11 protein-coding genes and 1 tRNA gene are annotated in these 12,058 nt (G+C 61.0%); 10 read left to right on the top strand and 2 right to left on the bottom strand.

What is annotated here, in order from left to right; genetic code table 11:
- The first annotated feature begins 16 nt into the window (after positions 1-16).
- The 6 genes from BLT09_RS30480 (at position 17) to BLT09_RS30450 (ending at position 3,992) form a co-directional block, all read left to right on the top strand.
- A tRNA-Gly gene (locus BLT09_RS30480) sits at positions 17-90 on the top strand.
- A gap of 167 nt (positions 91-257) precedes the next feature.
- Positions 258-506, top strand: coding sequence for a DUF3606 domain-containing protein (locus tag BLT09_RS30475; protein WP_023802203.1), 249 nt, complete (start codon positions 258-260; stop codon positions 504-506).
- 151 nt (positions 507-657) lie between these two features.
- Positions 658-1,383, top strand: coding sequence for a Crp/Fnr family transcriptional regulator (locus tag BLT09_RS30470; RefSeq protein WP_287345642.1), 726 nt, complete (start codon positions 658-660; stop codon positions 1,381-1,383).
- Between the two features lie 649 nt (positions 1,384-2,032).
- Positions 2,033-2,728, top strand: coding sequence for a hypothetical protein (locus BLT09_RS30460; protein ID WP_208602565.1), 696 nt, complete (start codon positions 2,033-2,035; stop codon positions 2,726-2,728).
- Positions 2,725-3,120: a phage holin family protein gene (locus BLT09_RS30455; RefSeq protein WP_208602564.1), complete on the top strand. Its 396-nt coding sequence runs from the start codon at positions 2,725-2,727 to the stop codon at positions 3,118-3,120. Before BLT09_RS30460 ends, BLT09_RS30455 begins: the two co-directional genes overlap by 4 nt.
- The gene (locus BLT09_RS30450) at positions 3,117-3,992 is read left to right on the top strand and encodes a hypothetical protein (protein WP_091600231.1); all 876 of its coding nucleotides are present in this window, start codon (positions 3,117-3,119) and stop codon (positions 3,990-3,992) included. Before BLT09_RS30455 ends, BLT09_RS30450 begins: the two co-directional genes overlap by 4 nt.
- Positions 3,993-4,100: 108 nt before the next feature.
- Here BLT09_RS30450 and BLT09_RS30445 read toward each other — a convergent pair whose 3' ends face one another.
- Together BLT09_RS30445 and BLT09_RS30440 are read right to left on the bottom strand one after the other, a co-directional pair.
- Positions 4,101-5,105: a L,D-transpeptidase family protein gene (locus BLT09_RS30445; RefSeq protein WP_091600230.1), complete on the bottom strand. Its 1,005-nt coding sequence runs from the start codon at positions 5,103-5,105 to the stop codon at positions 4,101-4,103.
- Between the two features lie 158 nt (positions 5,106-5,263).
- Positions 5,264-6,253, bottom strand: coding sequence for a LysR family transcriptional regulator (locus BLT09_RS30440; RefSeq protein WP_091600229.1), 990 nt, complete (start codon positions 6,251-6,253; stop codon positions 5,264-5,266).
- A gap of 336 nt (positions 6,254-6,589) precedes the next feature.
- On the opposite strand from BLT09_RS30440, the gene chvE reads away from it, so the two are divergent.
- From chvE to araD1, 4 genes are all read left to right on the top strand, one after another.
- Entirely contained in the window at positions 6,590-7,654 is a 1,065-nt protein-coding gene (gene chvE / locus BLT09_RS30435) for a multiple monosaccharide ABC transporter substrate-binding protein (protein WP_091600228.1), read from the top strand.
- A 98-nt stretch (positions 7,655-7,752) separates the two neighbouring features.
- Positions 7,753-9,285, top strand: a complete 1,533-nt coding sequence (gene mmsA / locus BLT09_RS30430; protein WP_091600227.1) for a multiple monosaccharide ABC transporter ATP-binding protein — start codon at positions 7,753-7,755, stop codon at positions 9,283-9,285.
- A complete protein-coding gene (gene mmsB, locus BLT09_RS30425) occupies positions 9,282-10,574 on the top strand; it encodes a multiple monosaccharide ABC transporter permease (RefSeq protein WP_091600226.1) in 1,293 nt (430 codons plus the stop codon). The genes mmsA and mmsB overlap by 4 nt, the downstream gene beginning before the upstream one ends.
- Positions 10,575-10,862: 288 nt before the next feature.
- Positions 10,863-11,855 carry an AraD1 family protein gene (gene araD1 / locus BLT09_RS30420; RefSeq protein ID WP_023802192.1) on the top strand — a complete coding sequence of 331 codons (993 nt, stop codon included), beginning with the start codon at positions 10,863-10,865 and terminating at the stop codon, positions 11,853-11,855.
- Positions 11,856-12,058 lie beyond the last annotated feature (203 nt).

The following is a 12,058-nucleotide window of genomic DNA, read 5'->3' as shown; positions in this document are numbered from 1 at the left end:
GTAACGAGGCTGCTGCGCGGGTATGATGTAATGGTAGCTTGTCAGCTTCCCAAGCTGAACGCGCGGGTTCGATTCCCGCTACCCGCTCCAGCTTGCCCAGTCGGGCCGGCCGGCGCCGCACCTCACAGGACCACATCATCAGGTGAGCGGCAAACATCAGCCGGATAGAACATAACGTGATTCTAATAAGCGGCGGCAACAAAAGACGCTGATCCGCGTTTGCGCTTGATCTGAAGGCCAGCCAGGGAGGAACCCAAATGGCCGACGACAAGAGCAATAGAGGTTCTGGCGACGGAAACCGCGTCGCGCGCGACCAAGACTATGAATTCCGCTATTTCGCTACCAAGTTCGGCCTCTCAATACCGCAGATCCGCGAGCTTTTTGGCAAGCACGGCAATGATCGCGAGACCCTGTATCGGGAGGCTCGGAAGCTCGGAAACGCCGTGACCACACAAGAACGGATCTCGAACGACGACCGAACGTTTCACAACCAGGGCCGCCCATGACCGGCAAGCGACATAGCCAAGAAGTCGAACATGAGAGCGACCTTTTCTATCTGTGTCCGACAGGCCAAGTCGTAGATGCTCGGGACCTGCGGCATGTCAATTGGCACGAGCCGCTGGAACTCGATGCCTGATCTGCTCAAAAGGCACCGCGATGTTCGGCAAAGACCTCCTGGTTCACATGCTCGACCGCCGCGACACCCTGCCGCCAGACGAGATCGCGCTCATTGAGGCTCTTCCGGTTCGGCCGGTAACTTTCGGACCCGATGAGGAGATCGTCAGGGAGGGATCCCGCCCCACCGAAAGCTGCCTTGTCGCGAATGGGTTCGCAGTTCGAAACCAGGCTATTCGGGAAGGAAAGCGTCAAATAACGGCAATTCACGTGCCGGGAGACTTTGTCGATCTGCATAGTTTACTGCTAAAAGTGATGGATCACAGCGTGAGCGCGCTGGGTTCGTGCGATGTAGTTTTCATTCGACACAAAGACCTGCTTACAGCAATGGGTGGAAGTCCACATCTCACCCGGATGCTCTGGCTTTCGACGACTATCGACGCCTCGATCCAAAGGACCTGGATAACCTGCCTCGGGCGTCGCTCCGCCAAACAGCATCTCGCACATATAATTTGCGAGTTGTATGTCCGATTAGAGATAGTCGGATTGGCCTCTGACCAGAAGTTCGCTATTCCACTGACGCAAGCGGAAATGGGGGACGTGCTTGGTCTATCTGTAGTTCACGTGAATCGGACACTGCAGGAGCTTCGAGCGAAGGACCTGGTTATCTGGAAAGACCGCAGGATTGTTATCCTTGATTTCCAGCGATTGGCCTTACTGGCCGACTTTGATACGACTTACCTAAATCTCTTCCATGAGCCACGGTGACCGCCCTCGGCCAAGACGCGTCGGCGCACTGATGCGGCATCAAGATTTCTCTTCAAATAAACAATGTGAATGAGCCCTCGCTCCGGATCGATTACGGCTGGCTTCAATTGGCACAGTTGACGTCAAAGAAGGATTGCACATGCGTGAGCTCGAAAATCTCATCGAACAGTATGTAAATAGTCGGAGGCGGCGCCATAGTTTCATATCGACGGGGCTCGCCGTTAAGGCGCTCAAACAGATCGTACCGGCATGTTCGGTCTCAGATTCCGACCTGGCGAACATGATTGCCAATCGTGCAATAGACTACAACCTTCCGGTGAGCTTTGACCTTAATGAGAGCTAGGCGTGGCGCGTCATTATGCAGTCCGACCATGAGCCTTTGAGGTCCGGAGCACCGAGGCGCTCCGCATGGCCCGCCTAGGTCCGCGTCTTGGCTCACGGCGCGTGCGAAGTTCCCAGAGACTTCACCCGGCCCAGAGATTGGTTAGCGATTGCTATTTTAGCTTGAAGTGATGGAACCTGTTTGCCCCCGCCAAGTTCGTTAGGCAATGGAGGAGATTGCCACCATGAACAGTGTCATTTATCTCATCGGCCTTGTCGTCGTCGTGCTTGCGATCCTCTCCTTCCTCGGATTCCATTAGGAGATACCATGCAGCGCGAAGACGATCAGGGCCGTAAGCCGGCCGATTTCGAAACAGCCAAAAGCGAACTGTCCGAACGGTTCCAGCAGGAAACGCAGACCGCGACAGAGGCGCTACACGACGCTCGCGACGAACTCGCCAGGAGGGCGGGCGACTACGCTGCTGAAGCGAAGCAGGCGTTGTTCGACAAAGCCGAGGGAACACAGCGCGATATCAGCTCCAACCTGAAGGCCTTTAGCGGAGCCTTGCGAGCAGCAAGCGAGCATCTGGCCAATAACAATCAACGGACCGCTTCGAAGTTCACCCTCGATGCCGCCGGCTCGCTTGAACGCCTTTCATCTTCGTTGAAGGACAAACCATTCGAAGATGTTCTTGGCGAGATGCGGTCTTTCGGCCGCGAAAACTCAGGGGCGCTGATAGCCGGCTCAGTATTGGCAGGCTTGGCGCTGGGGCGGTTTATCAAGAGCACGCCGCCATCTGCCCGGACCGAGACACCGAGTCGATCGCAAACAGACGGGGGTTCAGAAACGGTTTCGAACTCGGATCAGTCCGCTACGCGATCGGCAGAGGCACCTGACACTACGCCGCCCCCCTTCAATCAGCCTAGAGACGACAGGAGAGACGACAGGGCCGGCGATGACTTGGCCGGTGGAAAACCGGCCGGTGGCGACTGGGCCGGCGAAAGCCCGGAGCGGAAGCCATGATCAACAACCAGGAAAGTCGCGGCCTCGCAACCCTCGTCAGCGATCTGGCACAGCAGGTCACAACCCTGCTTCAAACCGAAAGTAGGCTGTTGCGGGCCGAAATGTCGGAGAAAATCAGCAAGGCCGGCGCAGGCGCCGCCGAGGTTCTGGCCGGCGCAATATGCCTTCTCGCCGCCTTGATGGTGCTTTTGCAAGCACTTGTAATCGCCCTGGCGAGTGCCGGCCTGGGAGCGGGATGGTCCTCGCTGCTGGTCGGGATCATTGTCGCGGTATTGGGGGTCATTCTCTTGCGCTCCGGCACGAAAAGCATGGCTCCTTCCGAGCTGACGCCCGATCGCACACAAGACCAACTGAAGCGCGATGCACGCGTGATCAAGGATCAAATGAGATGAGCGACAAATCCGCAGCCGAGCTTGAACGCGATGCCGACATCGCCCGGGCCAAAGTAGCAGACACCGCCGAATCGATCCGCAGCAAGATGACACCGGGTCAATTGCTCGACGAATTTACCGGAATGTTTGCAGGCGGCGAGGGATCTGCCATGCTTGGCAACCTCAAGTCGCAAGTCAGGGACAACCCGTTGCCATTGACGTTGATTGGAGCCGGCCTGGCCTGGCTGATGCTGGGCGACGGCACGTCGGCAACCAACTCAGCTGCCGCCGCCTATCGGACAGGCACAGCTCCTGACGCTTTCTCTAACTTGCGCGGCGATGATTTCAGCCAGGGCAGCGAAGGGTCCGGAATCGGGGCGATGCTCTCCGATACCGCCGGTTCGGTTACATCAGCAGCAAGCGACGCGGCCGAAGCTGCAGCAAACGCTGCAACGGGCGCCAAGGAGAGGATGACAAAAACCGCCGGACAGCTCGGCTCAAGCGCCAGCGAGATAGCGGCTCGGACGCGCCAATCGGCACAAGACCTCTTCGAGCGCGAACCGCTGGCTATCGCCGCTGTCGGCCTTGCGCTGGGCACTGCCATCGGGGTGATGCTGCCCCACACAGCCACAGAGGACGAGCAACTTGGCGCCTACCGCGACAAAATTCGCGACAGTGCGGAGGAGGTTTTCGAAACGGGCCTGGAGCAAGCAAAGCAAGTTGCCGCCGAGGCCTACGAAACGGTCAAGGAAGAGGCCGACCGGCAAGGCTCGGGTGCAGGCACCCTAGCAGGCAAGGTCGGCAAAGTTGTGGAATCGACCGCAAACAGAACTGAGGAAGCCATTCGCGATCGTTTGCCGGGGTCGTCGGACGAGTCTTCTACCACCACATAGCGTCGCCACCAGCCTGAATGACGCGCTTGGTCCATATGATGTCATCCGGCACCGTCGCCGGCGCGCGCCCGGGCCTTGCGAGAGCAGGTGGCGGGCCAGTCCGCTTTGCTACGGAGCAAGCTCGTCGACGGGGCGGGCGATCTCGTCCTTGAACTCGACTTTCGTGCCCGGCTGCACCATGGAGCCGAGATCTTCGACATCCCAATTGGTCAATCGGATGCAGCCATGCGAGAAGGTTGTGCCGATCTTGCCAGGTTCGGGCGAGCCGTGGATGCCGTAGCTTTCGATGGAGAGATCGATCCACACCGATCCCACGGGATTGTTCGGCCCGGCAGCGATGGTGAAGGGACGCTTGGTCTTGACTCCCTTGAAGGCAAAATCCGGATCGTAGTGATAGGTCGGATTGCGCACCACGCGCTTGACCTCCGCCGTGCCGCTTGGCGCCGGCTTTTCATCGCTGCCGATCGAGGCGGGGTAGACTGCGAGCCATTTGCCGGAAGCATCGAGCACGCGCACCAGGCGAGCGCCCTTGTCGACCTCAATGCCGGCAACGGCCGCGGGAGGATCGCCGCGGCCAACATCAGGCACGATCAAGGTCCTGCCTGGCTTCCTGAAGCCGGCGCCCGGATTGAGCATCCTGAGCAACTTTTCGCTGACATGGAAGCGCTCCGCCAGCTTCTCCAACGCGTTGCGATAGGCGAGCCGCCGCAGACGGGCCATCCTCTCCATGCGAGCCGGAATGCGCCTGGTGAAGGGTCCGCGCAAATCCTTGCGCGTCACCTCATAGGTGACCAGCACCGGGTCGGCGGAGGTCGCCGTAAGCTTGCGCCAGGTCTCCGCAGTGAGCTTGCCATCGGATCGGAGTCCGTTCGCCTGCTGAAAGGCGGCGAGTGCCTTGGCAAAGTTCTCTGAAAGGCGACCGTCGATCAGCCCCGGCGAGAAGCGGGCGCGATCCAAAAGAATCTGCGCCTTGAGCAGCGTCGGATCGACCTCCTTCGGTTCGCCAGCGCTGAATTGGGCCTGATTGACGGTCGCCAGGTCCAGCGTGGCCGAACGCGCCCCGCCGCACGCGACGGCAAGCATCGCGGCGAAGACGAGGAGAAGCCTGATCATCGATAGCTCCCTGGGCCCTGCAACAGGAGCCCGCTTCTATGACGCGGCACGGCCCGGTGTGGTTCCTTCGCTCGAGCGATATTCTGATTGAAGCGACCCGGGATTGAAGCGACATGGCCGAAGAGTGGATTGGCAATGGATCGCTTGATTTAACGCCGTCAGCCCACCTCGCGCAAAATGAAGTCGTGCAGCATCTTGGCCGCCGGCGAAAGCACGCGATTTTTTACGGTGATCAGACTGTATGGCCTGACCTCGATGTCGAATTCGGTCTGGACGACGTCGATGGCGCCGGCCAGCCCCTCCGGGTTCTGGATGAACTTCGCCACCTGGATCGACACCGGCGCGATGGCGTCCGACTGCGCGACCATGACCAGGGTGAGCAGCAGCGAGCTGGTGTTGAGGATGCGGTCCGGCAGCGCGATGTTGCGGTTCAGGAAATTGCTCTCCATCGCCTGGCGCAGCGGCGAGCCGCCCGACTGGAAAACCCAGTCATAGGCGGCGGTCTCCTCAAGCCGCACCGCCTTGCCCTTGGCCAGCGGGTGGCCGCGGCGCACGATGAGGCAGGCTTTCTCGACGCCGATGACGCGGGCCTCGAACAGCCGCGGATTGAGGTCCTCGGGGATGCGCGCGATGATGAAATCGTGACGTGTGGCGATCAGTTCGCGCGCCAGCACATTGGAGGTCTCGACCTGCATGGTGATCTCGATACGCGGATAGATGCGCCGGATCTCGCGGATCGCCGGCACGGCGAGCTCGATTGCAGGGGCCGTCACCGCGCCCAGGAACACCGAGCCGCCCTTGCCCGCCTTGAGCTCGGATATCTCGCGGTCGACCTCGCGCATCTCGAGCAGGATCGAACGTGCGCGCCTCGCCAACGCCTTGCCATAGGGCGTCAGCGTGATGCCGCGCGGCAGCCTCTCGCACAGCTTGACGTCGAGCACCGCCTCCATCTCGGCGATCATGCGCGAGGCGGCGGGCTGGGAGATGTTCATGACCTGGGCTGCCGCGCTGACCCGGCCATGGTCGTCGAGGGCTGCGATCATGCGCATGTGGCGCAGACTGAGGCCGCTGCGCAGCAAGGTCTCACTCTTGCCGGGACGTTCCCCATAACCCTCTGAAAGTCCGTGAAAATCCCGGAGCGCCGCCATGATGTCCGTTTGCTCCTCGCTGGTGGCCGGCCGGCAATCCCGGCCCGATCTTTTTGGCTACTTTCAATTCTTTTGGCCACTTTCAGTATACCAGTTTGGGTATAGCAACTACCAAAGATCGCATTTGACAGTTATGGCAAAGCGCCACACCTTTGCGCGTCCTGAAACCTGACCGTCGCCAGCGAGAAAAATCGCATCGACCGGAACCAGAGTCTCAGGGCCGATTGGGAGGATACCGGAGATCGATATGGCGGCAGCGGCGCGTTTTGGCGCTCCTGCACGATCGCGCGGCCCACGAAACCCAGGGTGCGCGTCCATCAACCAGGGAGAGTTAATGTGAAGATCATCAAGACACTGGCCGCCGTCGCGGCCCTAAGCATCGCGGCCATGACGGTCCCGGCGCAGGCAGGCGAAGGCCTCATCGGCGTGCTGATGCCGACCAAGACCTCGCAGCGCTGGATCAACGACGGCGACGCCGTCAAGTCCCAGCTCGAGGCTCTGGGCTACACTGTCGACCTGCAATATGCGCAGGACGATATCCCCAATCAGCTCAGCCAGCTCGAAAACGAAATCACCAAGGGCCCAAAGGCACTGATCATCGCCTCGATCGACGGCACCACCTTGTCGGACGCGCTGCAGAAGGCGGCTGACGCCGGCGTCGTCGTCGTCGCCTATGACCGGCTGATCAAGAAAACCCCGAATGTCGACTACTACACCACGTTCGACAATTTCGGCGTCGGCGTCATCCAGGCGAAATCGCTGCTCAAGGGCCTCGGCTATCCCGAGAACAAGGGTCCGTTCAACGTCGAACTGTTCGGCGGCTCGCCTGACGACAACAACGCCTTCTTCTTCTACGACGGCGCCATGTCCGTTCTGCAGCCGCTGATCGACGACAAGACCCTCGTCGTGAAGTCCGGCCAGATGGGCATGGACAAGGTCGGCACGCTCCGCTGGCTGGCAGCCACCGCCCAGGCCCGCATGGACAATCTGCTCTCCGCCCACTACTCGGATGGCAGCCGCGTCGATGGCGTGCTCTCGCCATATGACGGCCTGTCGCGCGGCATCATCGCCTCACTGCGCGCCGTTGGTTACGGCACGGCCGATCAGCCATGGCCAATCGTCACCGGCCAGGACGCCGAAACCGCTTCGGTCAAGGCGATCATCGCCGGCGAGCAGTACTCGACCGTGTTCAAGGACACCCGCGAACTCGCCAAGGCGACGGTCGAGCTCGTCGACAAGGTGCTCTCGGGCGGCAAGCCGGAGGGCCTCGACACCAAGACCTACAACAACGACGTCAAGGTCGTCCCCTCGATCCTGCTGACGCCGCATGAGGTCGACAAGTCGAACTACCAGGCCCTGGTGGTCGATTCCGGCTACATCAAGGCCGAAGAACTGAAGTAACCGCAGACGTAAAACCGGGGTCCTGCGCAACGCAGGGCCCCTTTTCGTCAGTGAACGACCCCGGTATGTTTCCGGATCTCGCAGGAGTGGTATTCCCGATGGCCTCGACGATTTTGGAGATGCGTGACATCACCAAGACGTTTCCCGGCGTCAAGGCGCTTTCGAATGTCAACCTCAGCGTCGAGGAAGGCGAGATCCACGCCGTGGTCGGCGAGAACGGCGCCGGCAAGTCGACACTGATGAAGGTGCTTTCGGGCGTCTATCCAGCCGGCACCTATGACGGCGAAATCGTCTATCGCGGCGATGAGTGCCAGTTCAAAGGCATCCACGACAGCGAGCGCCGCGGCATCGTCATCATCCACCAGGAACTCGCACTGGTGCCGATGCTGTCGATCGCCGAAAACATCTTCCTCGGCAACGAACACGCCAGCTACGGCATCATCGACTGGAACGCCAACGAGACGCGCACCAGCGCCCTGCTCAAGAAGGTGGGCCTTAAGGAAGACCCCAAGACGCTGATTACCAATATCGGCGTCGGCAAGCAGCAACTGGTCGAGATCGCCAAGGCGCTCAGCAAGGAAGTGCAGTTGCTGATCCTCGACGAGCCGACGGCGAGCCTGTCCGAAAAGGACAGCCAGGCTCTGCTCGACCTGCTGCTCGAATTCAAGCGGCAGGGCATCACCTCGATCCTGATCTCGCACAAGCTCAACGAGATCAACCGGGTCGCCGACAAGGTCACGATCATCCGCGACGGGCGGACGATCGAGACGCTGGCGAAGAAGGACATCTCGGAAGACCGCATCATCACCTCGATGGTCGGCCGCTCGCTGGACGACCGTTATCCGTCGCGCGAGCCTGACATCGGTGAGGTCGTGCTGCAGGTGAAGAACTGGTCGGTCTATCATCCGATCCATGCCGAGCGGCAAGTGATCAAGGGTATCGATATCGATGTCCGCAAGGGCGAGGTGGTGGGTATCGCCGGGCTGATGGGCGCCGGACGCACCGAATTCGCGATGAGCTTGTTCGGCCGCTCTTATGGCCGCCACATCACCGGCGAGGTGCTGCTCAAGGGCAAGCCCATCGATGTCTCCTCTGTCAGCAAGGCAGTCGAACACGGCATTGCTTACGTCACCGAAGACCGCAAGACCTACGGTCTCAACCTGATCGATCATATCAAGCACAACATCACGCTGGCCAATCTTCCCGGCGTGTCGCGCCACAGCGTGATCGACGACATGCGCGAGCTCGCCGTCGCCAACGACTACAAGGCCAAGACCAACATCCGCTCGTCCAGCGTTTATCAGATGACCGGCAATCTATCAGGCGGCAATCAGCAGAAGGTGGTGCTGTCGAAATGGCTGTTCGCCAATCCGGAGGTGCTGATCCTCGACGAGCCGACGCGCGGCATCGACGTTGGCGCCAAGTATGAAATCTACACGATCATCGCGCGGCTCGCCTCGGAGGGTAAGGCGATCATCGTCATCTCGTCCGAGATGCCCGAACTGCTCGGCATCACCGACCGTATCTATGTCATGAACGAAGGACGCATCGTCGGCGAAATGGCGGCGAGCGATGCCAGCCAGGAAAAGATCATGCGCGCCATCGTTCGCGGAGAAGGAAAAGCATCATGAGCACCGAAAGCGGTCCCGTCCCGAAAAGCGGCGTCGCCGAAGATGTGCAGCAAGGGCCGCGCGTTGCCGTCTCGGCGCTGGTCACCAACCTGCGCGAATACGGCCTGATCCTGGCGCTTATCGCCATCATGGTGTTCTTCCAGTACACGACGTCCGGAACGTTGTTCAAGCCGGTGAACTTGAGCAACCTGGTGCAGCAGAACAGTTTTATCATCGTGATGGCGCTGGGTATGCTGCTGGTGATCGTCTCCGGCCATATCGATCTCAGCGTCGGCTCCGTCGCCGGTTTCATCGGCGCGCTGGCGGCGATGATGATGGTCATCTGGCCGCTCGGCCCGTTTAGCAATCCGCTGGTGGTGTCGATCATCTGCCTGATCGTCGGTGGTGCAATCGGCGCGGCACAAGGCTACTGGATTGCCTATCACCGAATACCGAGCTTTATCGTCACGCTGGCGGGGATGCTGATCTTCCGCGGCATCTGCCAGGCGCTGCTGGGTGGCGGGTCTTCCGTGGGGCCGCTTCCGGCCGGCTTCAAGGCGCTCAGTTCCGGCTTCATTCCCGACGTGATCGGCTCATTGACGCTGATCCCGCCGGTCGTGAACGCCGCCGGCAAGACAATCGTCGGCAGCGGCCTGACGCTGCACATGACGACGATCGTGCTCGGCCTCATTGCCGTGGTCGCCTATGCTTATTTCGGGCTCAGGGCACGGCGCAGCCGCGAGCGGCACGGCTACGAAGCCGAGCCGTTCTCGCTGTTCGTCGTCAAGACCCTGGTGACCAGCGCTCTGGCGCTGTTTCTGGTCTACCAATTCGCCACCTACAGGGGTCTGCCAATCGTTCTCGTGGTGATGGGCGTGCTGATCGCGCTGTTCGTCTTCGTCACCAAACGCATGACGGTGGGCCGCCGCATCTACGCAATGGGCGGCAATGCCAAGGCGGCGCAGCTATCGGGTATCAAGACCGAGCGGCTGACCCTGATGGTGTTCATCAACATGGGCGTGCTCTCGGCGCTCGGCGGGCTGATTATTGCGGCGCGCCTTGGCCAGGCGGTGCCGGCGGCCGGCCTCGGCAGCGAGCTCGACGTCATCGCCGCTGTGTTCATCGGCGGCGCTTCGGCGATGGGCGGCGTCGGTCAGGTTGTTGGCGCGGTGGTCGGCGGTTTCATCATGGGCGTCATGAACAACGGCATGTCGATCATGGGCGTCAATGTCGATTGGCAACAGGTGGTCAAAGGCCTGGTGCTGCTCGGCGCCGTGGTCTTCGACGTCTACAACAAGAACAAGGCTTGAGGGCGAGGGAACTCATACATGTCGCCAAAGATGTGCAGCGTGTTGGGACAACGGCACGCATGAAAGCAAGGATTAAAGCGGGCCCGTTTTCAAACGCGGCGCGCTTTTAGGAGGCACGGGTCACATCGCGGCGCTGCCGGGCGACGCAAGGAAGTCCCCCAGGGGACCGGGCCCGCGAGCGCAATCCGGACGAAGAATTTCACCCGTGGCGCGGACACCGTCCGAGCTGCGCCAGGAAAAGCTTGCCAGACCGGCAGGCCGGCCAAGGCAATTGAGAGAGGGTACGTCATGCTGATTTCCCAAATCCTCGACGAGGCGGAGACCATCCGCGTCGTCGCCCGCAACGGCGGCAAGACCAGAATCATCAACGGCGCCCGCAGCGTCTATTCGCTGGCGATGGAGGCCGCGCGCACCGGCACCGGACTTGTCGCCCTCATCGAGCGCAAGGGTTTTGGTGAAGCGGTCGACCTCGATGCCGCCTACAAGAAGGGGCGGCTGTTGTCGCCGATCAACCATCCCGACCCGGCGCATCTCCACCTCACCGGCACCGGGCTGACACATCTCGGCTCTGCCGCGACCCGCGATTCCATGCACAAGAAGCTCAGCAGCGACGGCGAGGAGCAGCTCACCGATTCGATGAAGATGTTCCGCATGGGGCTGGAGGGCGGCAAGCCGGCCAAGGGCCAGACCGGCGTGCAGCCGGAATGGTTCTACAAGGGCAACGGCACCATGGCAGTGGCGCCCGGTGCGGCACTTCTGTCGCCCGCCTTCGCCGAGGATGCCGGCGAGGAGCCGGAAGTCGCCGGCATCTATGTCATCGGCGACGACGGCGTCCCGTTCCGCGTCGGCTTCACGCTGTCAAACGAGTTTTCCGATCACGTCACCGAGCGCGTGAACTATCTTTTCCTCGCGCATTCCAAGCTGCGCAACGCTTCGTTCGGGCCGGAAATCCTGATCGGCGAGCTGCCGTCCGACGTCAGGGGTTCCTCGCGCATCCTCCGCGACGGCCAGCTGCTGTGGGAAAAGCCTTTCCTGTCGGGCGAGGCGAACATGTCGCACACCATCGCCAATCTCGAACATCACCACTTCAAATATTCGGCCTTCCGCCAGCCGGGCGACGTGCATGTGCACATGTTCGGCACCGCGACACTGTCCTTCGCAGACGGCGTCAGGACCGAGGCCGGCGACGTCTTCGAGATCGAGGCCAAGGATTTCGGCCTGCCGCTGCGCAACCCGCTGGAAATCGAGCAGCCGGTGAAGGTGGCGGTGAAGGCGCTTTAGGCGCGCCAACCTTCTCCTTCTCCCCTTGTGGGAGAAGGTGGATCGGCGCGCAGCGCCGAGACGGATGAGGGGTGCTGGAAGGAATGAGACGTTGGTGTCCCCGGAACACCCTCATCCGACCGAGCTTCGCTCGGCCACCTTCTCCCACAAGGAGGCCTTTGCACAGAATCGGATTGATGATTCCGGGGGTAAGGAAGAGAGGG

The organism is Mesorhizobium muleiense (genome assembly GCF_900099905.1).
In the GTDB taxonomy this organism is placed as follows: domain Bacteria; phylum Pseudomonadota; class Alphaproteobacteria; order Rhizobiales; family Rhizobiaceae; genus Mesorhizobium; species Mesorhizobium muleiense.
Note: the sequence above shows the minus strand (reverse complement) of the source record. Positions and strands in the feature narration are given on the sequence as shown.